This is a genomic window from Tenacibaculum sp. MAR_2009_124, assembly GCF_900105455.1.
GTDB lineage: Bacteria > Bacteroidota > Bacteroidia > Flavobacteriales > Flavobacteriaceae > Polaribacter.
On sequence record NZ_FNSF01000001.1, the window covers coordinates 736,871 to 752,861 of the forward strand.

Annotated in this window: 20 protein-coding genes; 11 read left to right on the forward strand and 9 right to left on the reverse strand. The window is 31.1% G+C overall.

Going from position 1 to position 15,991, the window contains the following annotated elements:
* Positions 1 to 161: 161 nt before the first annotated feature.
* Both BLW23_RS02350 and BLW23_RS23860 read right to left on the reverse strand, forming a co-directional pair.
* Entirely contained in the window at positions 162 to 533 is a 372-nt protein-coding gene (locus BLW23_RS02350) for a cupin domain-containing protein (protein WP_093668423.1), read from the reverse strand.
* A 41-nt stretch (positions 534 to 574) separates the two neighbouring features.
* Complete coding sequence (locus BLW23_RS23860; RefSeq protein ID WP_143032085.1) at positions 575 to 1,540, reverse strand: bifunctional helix-turn-helix transcriptional regulator/GNAT family N-acetyltransferase; 966 nt, start codon at positions 1,538 to 1,540, stop codon at positions 575 to 577.
* Positions 1,541 to 1,686: 146 nt separating this feature from the next.
* Between BLW23_RS23860 and BLW23_RS02360 the strand changes: the two genes are divergently transcribed.
* The 8 genes from BLW23_RS02360 (at position 1,687) to BLW23_RS23595 (ending at position 5,264) form a co-directional block, all read left to right on the forward strand.
* Complete coding sequence (locus BLW23_RS02360) at positions 1,687 to 2,043, forward strand: DoxX family protein (protein WP_093668425.1); 357 nt, start codon at positions 1,687 to 1,689, stop codon at positions 2,041 to 2,043.
* Positions 2,036 to 2,443, forward strand: a complete 408-nt coding sequence (locus BLW23_RS02365; protein WP_093667637.1) for an OsmC family protein — start codon at positions 2,036 to 2,038, stop codon at positions 2,441 to 2,443. The genes BLW23_RS02360 and BLW23_RS02365 overlap by 8 nt, the downstream gene beginning before the upstream one ends.
* Before the next feature lie 25 nt (positions 2,444 to 2,468).
* Positions 2,469 to 2,999 carry an NADPH-dependent FMN reductase gene (locus BLW23_RS02370; RefSeq protein WP_093667638.1) on the forward strand — a complete coding sequence of 177 codons (531 nt, stop codon included), beginning with the start codon at positions 2,469 to 2,471 and terminating at the stop codon, positions 2,997 to 2,999.
* A gap of 104 nt (positions 3,000 to 3,103) precedes the next feature.
* Entirely contained in the window at positions 3,104 to 3,526 is a 423-nt protein-coding gene (locus BLW23_RS02375; RefSeq protein WP_093668426.1) for a (4Fe-4S)-binding protein, read from the forward strand.
* A gap of 121 nt (positions 3,527 to 3,647) precedes the next feature.
* Positions 3,648 to 3,896, forward strand: a complete 249-nt coding sequence (locus tag BLW23_RS02380; RefSeq protein WP_093667639.1) for a glutaredoxin family protein — start codon at positions 3,648 to 3,650, stop codon at positions 3,894 to 3,896.
* 7 nt (positions 3,897 to 3,903) lie between these two features.
* Complete coding sequence (locus BLW23_RS02385; protein WP_093667640.1) at positions 3,904 to 4,341, forward strand: MarR family winged helix-turn-helix transcriptional regulator; 438 nt, start codon at positions 3,904 to 3,906, stop codon at positions 4,339 to 4,341.
* Positions 4,342 to 4,398: 57 nt separating this feature from the next.
* On the forward strand, positions 4,399 to 5,076 hold the full coding sequence (locus BLW23_RS02390) for a pirin family protein (protein ID WP_255362713.1): 678 nt from the start codon (positions 4,399 to 4,401) through the stop codon (positions 5,074 to 5,076).
* Positions 5,073 to 5,264 carry a pirin-like C-terminal cupin domain-containing protein gene (locus tag BLW23_RS23595; RefSeq protein WP_255362714.1) on the forward strand — a complete coding sequence of 64 codons (192 nt, stop codon included), beginning with the start codon at positions 5,073 to 5,075 and terminating at the stop codon, positions 5,262 to 5,264. The genes BLW23_RS02390 and BLW23_RS23595 overlap by 4 nt, the downstream gene beginning before the upstream one ends.
* Before the next feature lie 100 nt (positions 5,265 to 5,364).
* Here the strand turns inward: BLW23_RS23595 and lpdA are convergent, their stop codons facing one another.
* Together lpdA and argS are read right to left on the reverse strand one after the other, a co-directional pair.
* Positions 5,365 to 6,753, reverse strand: a complete 1,389-nt coding sequence (gene lpdA, locus BLW23_RS02395) for a dihydrolipoyl dehydrogenase (protein ID WP_093667641.1) — start codon at positions 6,751 to 6,753, stop codon at positions 5,365 to 5,367.
* Between the two features lie 267 nt (positions 6,754 to 7,020).
* Positions 7,021 to 8,796 (reverse strand): arginine--tRNA ligase, encoded by a 1,776-nt coding sequence (argS, locus tag BLW23_RS02400; protein ID WP_093667642.1) that lies wholly within the window; start codon positions 8,794 to 8,796, stop codon positions 7,021 to 7,023.
* Positions 8,797 to 8,973: 177 nt separating this feature from the next.
* Here argS and BLW23_RS02405 point away from each other — a divergent pair, with 177 nt between their 5' ends.
* Positions 8,974 to 9,474: a YkgJ family cysteine cluster protein gene (locus BLW23_RS02405; protein WP_093668427.1), complete on the forward strand. Its 501-nt coding sequence runs from the start codon at positions 8,974 to 8,976 to the stop codon at positions 9,472 to 9,474.
* A 56-nt stretch (positions 9,475 to 9,530) separates the two neighbouring features.
* On the opposite strand, the gene BLW23_RS02410 is transcribed toward BLW23_RS02405, so the two are convergent.
* The 5 genes from BLW23_RS02410 to BLW23_RS02430 all read right to left on the reverse strand — a co-directional run bounded on the left by BLW23_RS02410 (position 9,531) and on the right by BLW23_RS02430 (position 13,960).
* The gene (locus tag BLW23_RS02410) at positions 9,531 to 10,484 is read right to left on the reverse strand and encodes an SDR family NAD(P)-dependent oxidoreductase (RefSeq protein WP_093667643.1); all 954 of its coding nucleotides are present in this window, start codon (positions 10,482 to 10,484) and stop codon (positions 9,531 to 9,533) included.
* A gap of 81 nt (positions 10,485 to 10,565) precedes the next feature.
* The gene (locus BLW23_RS02415) at positions 10,566 to 10,919 is read right to left on the reverse strand and encodes a hypothetical protein (RefSeq protein ID WP_093667644.1); all 354 of its coding nucleotides are present in this window, start codon (positions 10,917 to 10,919) and stop codon (positions 10,566 to 10,568) included.
* A gap of 81 nt (positions 10,920 to 11,000) precedes the next feature.
* A complete protein-coding gene (locus BLW23_RS02420; protein WP_093667645.1) occupies positions 11,001 to 11,849 on the reverse strand; it encodes a helix-turn-helix domain-containing protein in 849 nt (282 codons plus the stop codon).
* A 151-nt stretch (positions 11,850 to 12,000) separates the two neighbouring features.
* Entirely contained in the window at positions 12,001 to 12,681 is a 681-nt protein-coding gene (locus tag BLW23_RS02425; protein WP_093667646.1) for a response regulator transcription factor, read from the reverse strand.
* A complete protein-coding gene (locus tag BLW23_RS02430; protein WP_093667647.1) occupies positions 12,671 to 13,960 on the reverse strand; it encodes a sensor histidine kinase in 1,290 nt (429 codons plus the stop codon). Before BLW23_RS02430 ends, BLW23_RS02425 begins: the two co-directional genes overlap by 11 nt.
* Positions 13,961 to 14,148: 188 nt before the next feature.
* On the opposite strand from BLW23_RS02430, the gene BLW23_RS02435 reads away from it, so the two are divergent.
* Together BLW23_RS02435 and BLW23_RS02440 are read left to right on the forward strand one after the other, a co-directional pair.
* Positions 14,149 to 14,565, forward strand: coding sequence for a DUF6438 domain-containing protein (locus BLW23_RS02435; protein WP_143032086.1), 417 nt, complete (start codon positions 14,149 to 14,151; stop codon positions 14,563 to 14,565).
* Between the two features lie 12 nt (positions 14,566 to 14,577).
* Positions 14,578 to 15,945, forward strand: a complete 1,368-nt coding sequence (locus BLW23_RS02440; protein ID WP_093667649.1) for a hypothetical protein — start codon at positions 14,578 to 14,580, stop codon at positions 15,943 to 15,945.
* The last annotated feature ends 46 nt before the right edge of the window (positions 15,946 to 15,991 follow it).

Below are 15,991 nucleotides of genomic sequence, written 5' to 3' on the forward strand. Positions count from 1 at the left end.
CATAATAATGTATATTTAAGTAATGTAATGTTTCGATTTATTATATAGAATACATAAGGAAAGATCAAGTCATTATAACTTGATTTCCATAGCAATTCATTTAATACTGCAAAAGTAAAAAAAATAATAAACAAGAAAAAAGGAAGGGTAAAATTTGAAGACTAATACTTTTGCTCCTCAATATTTTTTGTTACTTCAGAAAGTACGTCACCAGTATGTTGTGTCGATTTCGATTCTATTAACATTATAAGGCATTCATTGTTCGATGATACGCGATGATTAACTCCTTTTTTGACAACATATAGCTCACCTGTTTTCATTGTAAAACTCGCTTGGTTTTCTATTTCCATTAAGAGGCTTCCTTCTAGGATATAGAATAGTTCATCTTCATCTTTATGATTGTGCCACGGAATGTCTTCTCCTTTTATTTTAGCCAATTTCACATACTGATCATTAACCTCAGAGATTATCCTTGGAGAAAAGTATTGTGTTATAGTATCTGCTTCGTTTTTTAAATTCTGTTGTTTGTTCATTGTCATTTATCTGTTGAAGTGTTTATTAGGATTAACATATATTATAAAGGTTTCAAAGGATTCAGTTTTAATTCCATTTTAATATTGCAGCGCTCATAAGGACAATTTTCTTCCACTGGAATTTCAACGAATCCATATTTTCGATAGATGTAAATAGCATTTTCTAAAAGTGTATTGGAATAAAGAATTAAGATATCAAGATCTAAATCTCTAGCGAAATCTATACAATGTTGCATTAATTTTTGACCGATTTTATATCCTCTATGTTTAGGTGATACAGCCATTTTGGTTAACTCATAAATGCCATCTTTAGGCATTAAGGCAACAGTGCCAACAATCGTATCGTTCAATTTAGCAAAGAAAATATATCCATTTTTATCGAGTATATATTTTTTTGGGTTGCGTAAAACTTCTTCGTCATAGGGTTCAACATAAAAAAACGTTCTCAACCATTCTATGTTAAGTTCGTAAAAATGTGTATCGTATTCTTTTTTGTATGAAGTGATGTCTATCGTATCTTTAATGTCTTTCATTTTTATATGTTCAATAATAGCTTTACTAAAACTTTTTTCTTCAAATTGTGATTCCAATATATTTAAATGTTCAATAAGTGATTTAGATTCGAATCCTGTATATTTTTTGATTATATATTCGATACTTTCCCATATTGGAGAGACTTCTTTTACTAATTTTATTCCTTCATTGGATAAATAGAAAATTTTTTTTCTCTTGTCAATATCATGTTCCTTGTAAAGGATAAGATTTTTTTTTAATAGCTTGTTAATAGTTTGTGTGGTGGCGGGTTGAGTGGTTCGTAAACAATTGTTAATTTCAGTATTGGTTACACCGTTTCTGTTTTTTATAATTTTAAAAGTAGGGAAGAGGTAAGGGTCAAAATTAATATTAAAAGTATCATAAACAACTTGAGTTTCTCTCATTAAATATTCACTAATACGTTTTAGTCTCGAGCCCATACTTATTTCTCCTAATCCTTGTAATGTGTCCATGTATTATGATTTATATAAGTACTTATGTAAAAATAAATAAATAATTTTAAATTGAAAGAAATAATGAGAAAAAGTAATTTTCCTTGAAAATATTTTCCATGGAATTTATTTTTCATACATTTGTAACAGTTAAAAAACACATTATCATGAAAACTAACAAAATAATCTTTTACGTAACGACAGGTCTTTTATCTTTAATGATGCTTATGTCGGCAGGAATGTACTTGTTTAATAATACTGAAATTTCTGGTATGTTCGAAAACTTTGGATATCCTACGTATATTATATACCCATATGCTTTCGCTAAAGTTTTAGGGATTGTTGCATTATGGTTCTTTAGGGGGAAAGCGTTAAACGAATGGGCTTATGCTGGGTTTTTCTTTGCCTTTATTTTAGCTATTTTCGCTCACGTAATGATAGGAGATGGAGAACAATTTGGTGCTATAATAGCATTAGTCCTTTTGATAGCCTCTTATATTTTTAGCAAAAAAATTAATGAATAAAATTACAACTTCTGAAGTTAGGTTAACGGAAAAAAAATACTTAGCTGAAGCTAAAATGCGAAATCATTTTGCTGTAATAGATGAGCCTTTGAAATCTGGGGGAAGTGATACTGCACCAACACCTGTTGAATATTTATTGACAGCAATAGGAGGCTGTGTATCCATAACACTTCGGATGTATGCCGAAAGAAAAGGGTGGGATTTAGGTGAAATTGAAGTTAAAGTTACTCAGAAGGATAGTTTAGGACCGAAAGGCATTACAAAATCATTAGTTGAGGAAATTTCATTTGAAAAAGAAGTAACAGATGAGCAAAGAAAAAAGCTCATTGAAATAGCGGGTAAATGTCCTGTAGCCAAAATGGTAAAAGGAGAAACTCCAATTGAAAGTTTAATCGTGTAATACTACAAATAAATAATAATATAAAATGAAAAAAATAGCCGCATTTGCTGGAAGTACAAGTAAAACATCAATCAATAAAAAGTTAGCTGGATTTGCAGCACAACAACTTCAAAATACAACCTTTGATGTATTAGATTTGAACGATTACGAAGTACCTATGTTTAGTGAGGGTTTTGAAAAAGATAATGAATATCCGAATGGAGCTGAATTATTTAATGAAACACTAGATAAATACGATGGATTTATTATATCGTTAGCAGAGCATAATGGATCATACTCGGCAGCGTTTAAAAATTTATTTGATTGGGTGTCAAGAAAAAATAGAGAAGTATTCAGAAACAAACCAGTTTTAGTTATGGCTACATCTCCCGGAGGTAGAGGAGGGGCAACTGTTTTAGAAGCTGCTCAAGGAACTTTCCCTCATATGGGTGCAAATGTAACCGGAACATATACCTTACCGAAATTTTATGATGTTTTTAAAGATGATAAAATTACGGATGATGATAAGTCGCTTGAATTGAAGAATACCGTTACGGAATTTGAACAAGCACTATAAAATGAAACTCGTTTAGACCTCAAAGTTTAAACGAGTTTTTATTTAATTCCATTTGTAATTTTAAATTGCAAATGGTATACCAAGAACGAACAAAAACGAAAATCATGTCAGAAGGCAAGGAAATTTTAAAAACGTACGAAAAAGATGAGTTAAAAGTTTATTGGAAACCGAATTCTTGTATTCATTCAACGAAATGTTGGAAAGGTTTAATACAGGTATTTAACCCAAAAAATAGACCATGGGTAAACTTGGAAACAGCTACAAGTAAAAGAATTCAAAAGCAAATTGACGAATGTCCGTCAGGGGCGTTATCTTACGAGCTAAATACCGATGGTAAGGCCAAATACGATACAGAGGTAAAGTGTTTAGAAAATGGTCCTCTCATCATTATGGGAGATGTTCATGTCATTAATTCAAATGGTGCTGAAGAATTAAAAAAGAAAGCAACAGCTTTTTGTCGATGTGGTGCTTCAAATAATAAACCCTATTGCGATGGAACACATGGCAAAGTTGGTTTCATTGGGTAATTTCAATGGGTAAATGGTATTACCTTATTAAGATTATATAATTACCTTGAATTTATATTCCTTGGAAAATAAAAATATTTTACGTAAATTTGTACTATAAATTAAGAAAGGAGGATTCAAAATGAATATTACACTATATGGTAAAAAAGGACATGCATATACTATTGCGTATCGGAACTTTTTAAAATCTGCTGAGGTACAGTTTATTTTTAAGGATATATATGAAGATTCGGAGGCCAAAGAACATACAAAAAAGTTATATGATGGTATGATTAAATATCCAACCTTATTTGTAAATGATGATGTATATTTGACGCCAACTTCTGATACTTTTAATAAAGTAATGAAGGATTTAAAATTAAGAGCGTAATTATAATATGGGAGATATATCAAAGGACATTAATTCAAAATTTGAAGATAGTAGAGTGAAAGCTTTTATAAATATTAAGTACACGGCTAACTGGATTCAAAGTAAGGAAAATGAATTTTTTAAGCCTTATGGTATATCACCACAACAATATAATATTCTACGAATTTTAAGAGGTGCTAAAGAAGCTATAAAAGTTCAGATTATAAAGGATAGAATGATCGAAAGAGCACCTAATGCTACGCGTTTAATGGACAAATTATGTGATAAGAATTATATTCATCGTATTCGATGTGAACATGATAGAAGAGTGGTGTATATAAATATTACAGAGATGGGAATAGATATTATGAAGACAATCGATAAAGAGCTTTATTTTGAGTTTATGGATAACCTATCAAAAGATGAAGCTGAACAATTAAGTATATTACTTGATAAAATTAGGTAAGACCGAAAAAAAAATTTACAAAAATATTTTCCATGGAAAATAAATTATTTTAAACAAATGAGAACAAAAACAATAAAGAATAAAATGGGGAGTCCGATGGTAGATATGGGGCCAATAAGATTAAGACAACCGTTGCCTGCGCAAGGAGTGGATATGGTAGATCCGTTTTTGTTATTACACCATTACGGACCCTATGCGATAAGTGCTTTTAATAATCCTTTTGATCTTGGACCACATCCACATAGAGGTTTTGAACCCATTACCTTATTATTTAAAGGGGAACAATGGCATAGAGATTCTTTAGGTAATGAAATGCTAGTAAAAGCAGGAGATGTTCAATGGACCACAGCAGGACGAGGTATTATTCATGCGGAAGGCCCAGCGAAGGAGTTTGTAGAAAGAGGAGGAGATCTCGAAGGCATACAACTATGGTTGAATTTACCTGCTGAAAAGAAAATGATGACGCCACACTATCAGCATGTGAAAAGTGAAGACATTTCTACTGTTGAAGATAAAGAAGGAAATTTTATGTTAAAAGTTATTGCGGGAGAGCAAAAAGGAGTAAACGGTAAAGTTTTAACTCAAACCGAAGTAAATGTATTTACGGCAGATGTTAAAGATTCAGGGAAAATGACTATTGATATTCCAGTTCATCATGAGTCCTTAATATACTTGTTAGACGGTGAAGTTTTAGTAAATAATGAAGCTACCTTAAAAAGGGGGCAACACAAATGATAACATTTCATCAAGATGGCGATCAAATAGAATTGGAAGGTAGAGGAGAGAGCAGATTATTAATTCTTTCAGGGGTTCCTTTAAAAGAAAAAGTAGCTTCTTGGGGACCTTATGTTATGAATTCACAGACTGAAATCATGGAAGCTCTCAGAGATTATCAGCAAGGGAAAATGGGATATTTATATTAATAATTTTAAGTATACATAAACCCCTCACAGAATTTAAATTCTGTGAGGGGTTTTTATATGATTTCACTACTCATGAAGTAGTTATTTAATTCTACAAAAATTATAAGTGAATTACTTCATCATAAGCATCAGCAACAGCTTCCATAACCGCTTCACTCATGGTTGGGTGAGGGTGGATAGCTTTTAATACTTCATGACCAGTAGTTTCCAATTTACGTCCTAATACAGCTTCAGCAATCATATCGGTAACACCAGCACCAATCATATGACAACCTAACCATTCACCGTATTTAGCGTCGAAAATTACTTTTACAAAACCATCAGGAGTTCCAGCAGCTTTTGCTTTACCAGAGGCAGAGAAAGGGAATTTACCAACTTTAATGTCATATCCTTGCTCTTTTGCCTTGTCTTCAGTTAAACCAACAGAAGCAATTTCAGGAGTTGCATACGTACAACCAGGAATGTTTCCATAATCGATAGTTTCCGTATGTAAACCAGCTAATTTTTCAACACAAGTAATTCCTTCAGCAGAAGCAACGTGCGCTAAAGCAGGACCAGGAGTTACATCACCAATAGCATAATATCCAGGGATATTTGTTTGATAGTAATCATTTACTAAGATTTTATCTCTGTCTGTAATAATTCCTACATCCTCTAAACCAATATTCTCAATATTCGTTTTAATACCTACGGCAGACAACACGATATCAGCTTCTAATATTTGCTCGCCTTTTTTAGTTTTTACTGTTGCCTTAACACCATCTCCAGAAGTATCAACAGACTCAACAGAAGAGCTTGTCATTACTTTAATTCCAGCTTTCTTGAAAGAACGCTCCATTTGCTTAGAAACATCTTTATCTTCAACAGGAACAATGTTTGGCATAAACTCAACTACAGTAACATCAGTGCCCATAGAGTTATAGAAGTGAGCAAACTCAACTCCAATAGCACCAGAACCAACAACAATCATTGATTTAGGTTGTGTAGGTAACGTCATGGCTTCACGGTAACCAATTACTTTTTTACCATCTTGGGGTAAGTTTGGTAATACACGTGAACGCGCTCCAGTAGCAATAATAATATGATTAGCTGAATATTCAGTAACCTTTCCATCACTATCGGTTACATCAACTTTTTTACCCGTTTTTAGTTTCCCAAATCCGTCAATTACATCAATTTTATTTTTCTTCATCAGGAACTGAACACCTTTGCTCATTCCTTCAGCAACACCGCGACTTCGCTTAATAACAGCATCAAAGTCTTTATCAATAGCTTCAGCTTTTAAACCATATTCATCAACATGCTTTAAATAATCATATACTTGTGCAGATTTTAATAAAGCTTTTGTAGGGATACATCCCCAGTTCAAGCATATTCCACCTAAGTTTTCTTTCTCAACTACGGCAGTTTTAAATCCTAATTGTGATGCTCTAATGGCAGTTACATAACCTCCAGGACCACTTCCAATTACTAGTACGTCGTATTTCATGTTTTAGTTGTTTACTTAATTTTATAAGAAGCAAGTTTTTTAAAAAACAAATGCTCCATTGAATTCATTAATTTAATTTATTTGGGCGTTCGAGCGGGCTTTCCGTTATATCTTTTGTTTTCTATTCTCAATATTTGCTTCGCAAACTCGAATCAAAACCAAAAGGATGCCACTTCAATCCCTAACGCTAATTTAATTATGAATGATAAATTTTGAATTAATAGTTCAAAATTCAAAACTCATAATTCAACATTTACAATTAAAAATCTACATTCTTTCAGGAACATTAATTCCTAATAAGTTAAATGCTAGTTTTATGGTGTCCGCTACCTTATTGGACAGTTGGACTCTAAATATTTTTTTATCCATATTTTCTTCTCCTAATATTGATACATTTTGATAAAAAGAATTAAACTCTTTAACCAAATCGTATGTGTAGTTAGCAACTACGGCAGGAGAATAGCTTTTTGCGGCCTGTTGAATTGTGTCAGGGAAAAGAGCAAGTTGTTTAATTAACTCTTTCTCCTTTTCATGTAATTCAATACCAGAAACCTCTTTATTATGACCAAACTCTGCTTTCCTTAAAATAGATTGAATTCTTGCATATGTATATTGAACGAAAGGCCCTGTATTTCCTTGAAAATCTACAGAAGCTTGCGGATCAAACAAAATTCTCTTTTTAGGATCAACCTTTAAAATGAAATATTTTAAAGCCCCTAAACCAATGGTTTTATATAAAGAATCTTTCTCATCTGTTGAATAGCCTTCTAATTTCCCTAGTTCTTGTGAAATTTCTTTGGCAGTATCGGACATTTCATCCATTAAGTCATCAGCATCCACAACAGTACCTTCTCTCGATTTCATTTTACCAGAAGGTAAATCAACCATTCCATAACTTAAATGATATAGTTGATCAGCCCAAGTATATCCTAATTTCTTAAGAATTAAAAATAACACCTTAAAATGATAGTCTTGTTCGTTTCCAACAGTATAAACCATTCCATTTAAATCTGTAAAATCTTTGGCTCTTTGAATGGCGGTTCCAATATCTTGCGTCATGTATACGGCTGTACCATCGGAACGAAGTACTAATTTTTCATCAAGACCTTCGCTAGTTAAATCACACCAAACAGAACCGTCCTCTTTTTTAAAGAAAACTCCATCTTTCAAGCCTTGATCTATAATATCTTTTCCTAATAGGTACGTATTACTTTCATAATACAATGTATCGAAATCAACACCAATATTTTTGTAGGTAACATCAAAGCCTTTATAAACCCAACCATTCATCATTTCCCAAAGGTCAACAACCTCTTTATCGCCAGCTTCCCATTTACGCAACATTTCTTGCGCTTTAAGGAATAAGGGAGCTTGTTTTTTAGCATCGTCCTCAGAAAGTCCATCTGCTACTAAAGCACTGATTTCTTTTTTATACTCTTGATCAAATTTTACGTAGTAATTACCTACCAGTTTATCTCCTTTTAATCCAGTAGATTCAGGAGTTTCTCCATTTCCATATTTTTTCCAAGCTAACATTGATTTACAAATATGAATACCTCTATCATTAATGATTTGAGTTTTGTAAACCGTATGCCCAGCAGCTTTTAAAATTTCAGAAACGGCATAACCTAGCAAAACATTTCTTACGTGGCCTAAATGCAGCGGTTTATTGGTATTCGGTGACGAATATTCAACCATGCGAGCATCTAAACTATTAGGAGCGGCAAAGCCATAAGTTTTGTTCGTTGACGTTTGATTAAAAAAGTCGATGTAAAAGCTATCCGAAATTACTAAATTAAGGAAGCCTTTTACGACATTATAACTTGTAACATCCTTAACATGTTCAACTAAGTATTTTCCTAAATCTTCACCAATTTGAACAGGATTTCCTTTCCTATACCGTAGCATAGGAAATACTACAATTGTAATATCTCCTTCAAAATCTTTACGAGTTGCTTGAAATTCAACACTTGGAATTTCGACATCATACAAGGCTAAGAATCCTTCTTTTACTTTAGTTTCTAGTACGTTTTGAATATTCATTAATTGTCATAAATTGAAGTGCAAAATTACATAAATTATTTGGATGATATTTAAACTGATTCTAACAATTTATATAGGTATTTTTGTTGCATTAAAACCAAAAGTATACAGGGGATGATTTGTATTGATGTATGTAGTATAAATAATTGGTTTTTAATATAAATAAGGTAAGTGATGATAGATAAGGATTTAGAAGGTTTAACTGAATTAGCTAAAGAAGTTAAGGAAGAAAATATAAAATATTTTAAAAGATTAAAAAAGAGAGTACCAAAACGATTGGATTTGGTAGTACGTGAAATTCATGAAGAAGAATTTGAGCGAACCGACTGCTTAACTTGTGGTAATTGTTGCAAAACAACAAGTCCGATGTTTACCCATAAAGATATTGAGCGAATAGCGAAACATTTAAAAATGAAAGTGGCAGATTTTATAACTCAATATTTAAAAATAGATGAAGATGACTTTCATGTATTAAAAACAGCTCCATGTTCTTTTTTGGATGAACGAGACAATAGTTGTTTTATTTATGATGTTCGCCCGAAAGCATGTTCAGAATATCCCCATACAAATCGAAAGAAATTTATTCAGTTAGCGGATATTACGGTTAAAAACACGGAAATCTGCCCAGCAACGTACAGAATAATGGAGGAATTAAAGAAGCGTTTGCCAAGTTCATAAGACATTTTTAGAAAAATATAAAAAAGAAGTGTTCATTTTAAGAAACACTTCTTTTTTTATGCATTGAATATTGTTAGGCTATTCCATAGAATTTCTCTTAGCTCAATTTTTTCCAAATCAGAATTCATTGGAGTTTGTTCTGTATATCCTCCAAGTGTTTTCCCTTCGGGAGCACCAATAAGTTCTCCTGATTTACCAATATTACCCATCAAACAATCTGCATATTTTTCTCCTCCTTTTTGAGGAGATTGTGATTTACCCAGAAAGTTCATCATACCAAACATAAGTTTAAAGACCGTTTGTTTAACTTTAGGTAAATTTTTTAATCCTGACGATCCTGAAGTTAAGCCAGGAGAGAACCATACCACCTCGAGGTTTGGTTCAATTTCGGCTAACTTTTTAACCCATAATCCTCCTACAAATTTTGAAACACCTATAGCATTCATTGGATTGTACTTTGGAAGCGATTCAGATTTTAAATGTATATAATCCATCAAAGATTTCTTAGATTCAAAATGCGGTTTCTTTATCATTCCAGAAATTCCACGAGCACCTTCACCTCCAGCCATAACTATTCTTGCGGTTTTAGAGAGAAGTTCATTTCTTTTTAGTTGAACGTAAACGATATGACTTCCGATTAAATTTTGAAAAACGGTTTTTTCAAATCGAGTATTTTTATAGGTAATAAACTCATAATTATCTGAGAAAACAGCGAAACCAGCCGCTAGAAAAACAATGTCGAAAGGTTCTGTCTTATCTATCTTTTGCACGGCTTTCCTAATTTCTTCAGGATGATTCATGTCAAAACCATCGATAACGGCTAAACGTAAAGATTGATCGAACTTAACTGATTGAAGTATTTCTCTTTTAGCAATTTCACCCTTATGTTTTGTTCTCACTGCCATAACAATGTTATTGTAACCATGTTTAATTAAGTGTTTGATAGTTTCTTTTGCCATCGCTCCGTTGGCACCGGTGATAAGAACTCTTTTGTTAGTATTATTTTCCATTTAAAGAATGTTAATTTGAGATGCTTTTAAAATGTGGTATTAAATAGATGTTTATGGACTATCTATATCAATATATTAGTGTTACGAATTAAAATAGGTGCTTACTTTTTTATTGTAAAACGAGAGAAGTATTGAAATAACCGCAACAACAATTCCGATATATGCTTTCGCTGGAATTGCAACGAGAATATTTATGAAGAAAACTACTCGAGCCGCCCATAAATTTCTTTTTAAGATAAATACTACAAGGCTTATAAAGCTTATAAAATAGGCTATTCCAGTATAAATCATCCAAATGGGTTGGATATCTCCAATATTGATGTTTTTAGAGGTGATTACATAGTAAAATATAAATGGGAGCAGGCCCATAATAGCATTGAGAATAAAAATAATTCTTAAAGGAATTGGTTTATAAACATGTCGCGTTGATTGCATAATATTTAATTAATGATTAATAACAATGCAAATTTCAACAAAACGGAGCCTCTAATTCGGGTAAAAAAGTCCTTTAATCCGTTAATTTAGTCCATCATTTTGCCTGAATTCCGTGGGAGAAAGGCCATATTTCTTTTTAAAAGATTTAGAAAAACTATCAACACTTGAAAACCCACAATCAATACTAATATCCAATATCCTATCTGAAGATACTGTTAATAATTGAGTGGCTTTTTCAAGCTTTTTATTTTTGAAGTAGGAGGCTGGAGTATCGTTAAATGATTCTTTAAATTTACGTTTGAAACTAGAGATACTTAAGTTACATAAATGGGCAATTTCTTCAATGGATATATCTTCGAAAACGTTGTTACCGATAATGTTCTTAAAATGAACATTTGAAGGATTAAATATGTCATGTAGCAAATTTCTAATATTATTGCTATCAAGTTTATATAGAATATTAAGAAGTTCTTTTACTTTTAAAACAATAAGATCTTCATCCACAATATCAGGATTATTGAAATAAATCATTAAGCCTTCTATATATAGTTTCAATAGCTCGTTGCTTTTTATTACCTGTATCTTAGAATCTTTTTGATTAGATTTATCTGTCAAAAAATCAGGTATTTTATCGTTGTATACATATTTAATAAGTTCAGGATAGAGATGTATAGCTACGGCTTCATTTTCGGAGTTATCGGCATTTTCTTGCCAATAGTTAAAATAGTTACCACACTTCATCAAAACACCGTTATGTGATTTAATATCATACTTTTTATTTACGTGATAAAGAGCAGAGTTTCCCTTTATAGAGTATAATAAACAAGCTTCCGATTCCATTTGTTCTTTCAATCTGAGTGGAGGTGTAAAAACTACTCTCTCCAGAACAACTTTCCCGAGTAAATCATAATGTTGATGACTTTGAATCATGTGATAGTTTTAGTTTTGTATCTACTACAAAACTAAAAGATTATTTCATAGTAATTTCTACTTTATACAAATATGAATATTTAAAAACGAGAAGTATGCGTAGAAATCTATAGAATAGTAGAGGAACTAAAAAAACGTGTACCTCAATAATTTAGAAAATAAGTTTATATCCTTTATTTCGAATAGATAGAATTTTAATAGACTCATCAAGATTTAAGTATTTTCTCAATTTGGATATGTGAACGTCAAGTCTCCTTGAATTATAAAAACGTTCATTACCCCAAATCATTTCTAAAAGGATACCTCTTTCTGCAACTAGATCTTTATTGATTAGTAAAAAGTATAGTATTTTCGATTCCATATTGGTAAGTTGAATAAATTTGGTTAAGCCGAAAAAAGTGAGTGTTTGATTGTTGTAATCGAATTGATATTTACCAATATGATAAAGTTTTGTTTGATGATTTAAGGAGTTTCTTTTTAATAGGTTATTAATTCTTAGCTCCAACTCTTCAAAAACAAATGGTTTAGTAACATAATCGTCAGCTCCATGTTTAAGCCCGTATATAATATCACTTTTTAATTTACGAGCGGTAAGCATGATTATAGGAGTGTGAATGTTTAATTTTCTAATTTTTTTTAGCAAATCGAACCCGCTTAAATTTGGTAACATTACATCTAAAACGCAAAGATTGGGAGATTCACTTAAAAACAAATCTATTCCCTTTTCACCATTATGAGCTTTTAAAACTTCATAGCGTTTATTCTCGAGTAATTCAGATAATAATCGAAGGAGGTTTTGTTCATCTTCAACTAATAAAATTTTAGTTTTCATAAGGGCACTTAATTAAGAATTCAACTCCAGTATCAATACCATCTAAAATGGTAATACTTCCTTTCGCTTTTTTTACAATTTCATGAACATAGCTTAGCCCAATTCCATGATTTTTGAAATTATTGTTGTTTCCAGGAACTTTAAAAAAGGGTTCAAAAACTTTTGTTCTGAATTCTTTCGCTATACCAACACCATTATCTTTAATAGAAACTGTTATATATAAATTTGAAATTGATGTTTTAATTACTATTTTTCTTGGTGCACAAGAGTTCTTTATTGCATTATTTAACAGGTTATCAATTAGGTCAAAGAACAATTCCTGTGGTAATTTAATTTTAGGTGAAGGTTTATATAGATCTACTTTTAAAATATCTGTATGTTCTATAAAAGAGTTATAATTAGAGATTACCTGTTCAATGGTTTCGTTTATATTCGTTAAATTCAAAGTGGGAGGTTGATTCTGTATTTCGGCTAAATTTAAAATTCTATCTGTTAGTTTATTTAGTTTTGTTATTTCATCTCTACCTATGGTTAAATATTCTTCTATTTTTTCGGGAGATCGAATATGAAGTTGTATTTTTTTTAAGACCAAGGAAGATATGGTTATAGGTGTTTGGAGTTGGTGGGTTAGATTGTTTATGAAGTTGTTTTTGTGATTTAACAACATTTTCTCGGTCCAAAGGTTTTTGATAAGAATAAAACAACTGAACATTAAAATTATCACATAAAAAAAGGACGAGAATATTGCAAATTTCAGATTATCAAATAGAATATTCTTTACATCAAAATTAATTCCGACCATCGTGGAAGAAAAAACTAGAATTAAATTATGATCATTTTTTAAAAGAGAGAAATCTTTATGATCGTAGCCATTTACAAAGGTTATATTTCGTTTTAGGTTAGATTTATCGACATTTTTGGAAATAATTGTTTTAATAGTTTCCTTATCAATTTTTTTTAAGATACTTAGTTCTTCGGAAGGGAGAGAGTCTGTAGGGTTAATATTATCTTCAAGAAACAAATCTACATCGTGTTCAATAAGCTTATCTCTTGAACTTTTTAATACAATGAAATCAGGGCCTGTATATATTTTATTATTCTTTAATAAAGAAAGACTAACGTTCATTAAAAACAATTCTTCTACTCTCTCCAATTCTTGTTGATAACTCTTTTGTATAAACGAAAATTGAAAGTATAAAGTAAAGACATTCGCTAATATCAGTAGAGCGATTAAACCAATAAATGAATAACGTTTTTTATTTATTACAGAAACAATCATTGTATACTACAAAGTTTAGAGAAACTACATTTAGCACTAATCAAATGTAGTTTTTTTTATTGGCTTTACTTGTCATATAATCAACAGTTTACAAAACTTTACATAGCTTAACAATAATACATATAGGACTTCATTTAATTTGTTCATGTAATGTTCAAACCCAATTTTGCATGTATTTAAATTTAAAAATGACATCTATTTTAATGGTTATCACTTTTTGTTATTCCTGTTCCTTACAAAATAAATTTCTACCTATTCATGTAGAAAAAAAAGAATGTCTTTATGGTTGTCAGGCATATTCTGTAAGAATATCAAATGATAAAAAACTTGAGTTTGAAGGAAAGAAAAACACGGTTCTTATCGGGAAGTTCTCTGTTGTATTGAGTAAGAGTGAACATATGAGTTTACTTGCCCAGTACGAAAAGATAGATTATTCAAAAAAGAACACATCTGAAGAGAGGTATATCTATGATTTACAAGTAACAGAAATACGTGACAATCGGAATTTTTATTCTTTTCAAAAAAAAGATATAGATAATATGGAGGTCGCTAAGTTCATCGTATTACTAGAAGAAATTTTAAAAAACAAAAAGGTGATTAATTAAATTATAAAAAAAATGAAACAGTTATTTAATGTACGAGGAAGTGTTAGAAAACAATTAACTTGGGGAGTGTTGTTACTAATACCTCTTTTGTTTTCAAAATGTAATAAAGATGAACCGATAAAACCAACGGAACCTCAGAATTTGGAATCGGAGTTAAGAGTTGAGGCTCCAAGTGTTACTGGGGAAGAAGGCGGATATGTGATTTTAGATTTAATTTTAGAATCTAAATTGTCAAAAGACTTAATATTAAAAGGTGAATTTGATAAAACAGGATTGGTAAATCCATTAGATGACTCGGAATATGGAAATGATTTTGAGTATAGTAATGATGGAGTCAATTGGAGTAAAGAAGCAAGTGCTGATGAAATTCGATTCAAAAAAAACAATCATTTATTAAAAGTACGCATTAAAATAAACGAAGATGCTACGCCAGAGGCAGTGGAAGAGTTAAATTTGAAGTTAACTATTAAAAACAATAGTGAGTTTACCATTACCAATAAATTACCTTCTGAGATCAAGCTGGAAGTATTATATAATGATGCGGATGAGTATTTAGATTCGGGTTTAATTGATGTGGCATTTGAAAATAATTACAGTACATATAAATTGGCAATTGTTAAAAGAGTTACACAGAAAACTAAAAAATATATCAATCCAGACATATATACCCCAGCTATTGAAGCGGCAAAGAAAGCTTATGAACTTCTACCATCAACCATTAAAGTAGGAAAATTGATATTTGATGCAAATGGTCAGGGAGGTGTTGTTTATCCTACAGATGGACCTAAAAATGAAATTTGGAATATGGGTATTAGCCTCGATTTGGCATATATAAATGATCAAGGGCAATCAACGGATAACTTTAACGAAATTGGACTCTATGGTTATATTTTTACGCATGAAATGGGACATTTATTTACTTTACATAGAGGGGAAATAGATGAGACAAGCACAAATTGTGCAAATTATAGTAATCAAGAGGGATGTACGAAAGTAAACTCTGCAATTAATGAATTCAATGAAGGTTATTATAAAGATGATCCTACATTAAATGAGCCTACACACGTAAGTGATTATGCAAAAGGTAGGTTAGAGGAGGATATAGCCGAGTGTTTTGCTCATGGAATTGCTCAAGCAACAATTCCAACAGCTACTAATATAAGCTCAGGAGCTTTACAAAAATTAAATTTTATTAAAGGAAGAGACTTTTTTCAATACAAATCAAAGTTAAAAGAAATATTTGGAAAAATTATTTTTCCTCCTGGTCAAAACGATGTAATGTCTAGATATAGTTATAAAAATGAAAAAGGAGAAATAATACCATGTACAGATTATATTGAAATAAAAAAAGCGCAAAAAAGAATGAATTCTAAAAGGTAAAGGTTAAGTAGCTCTTATTTTTAATAGAGAAATAGGGGTCTGAAGG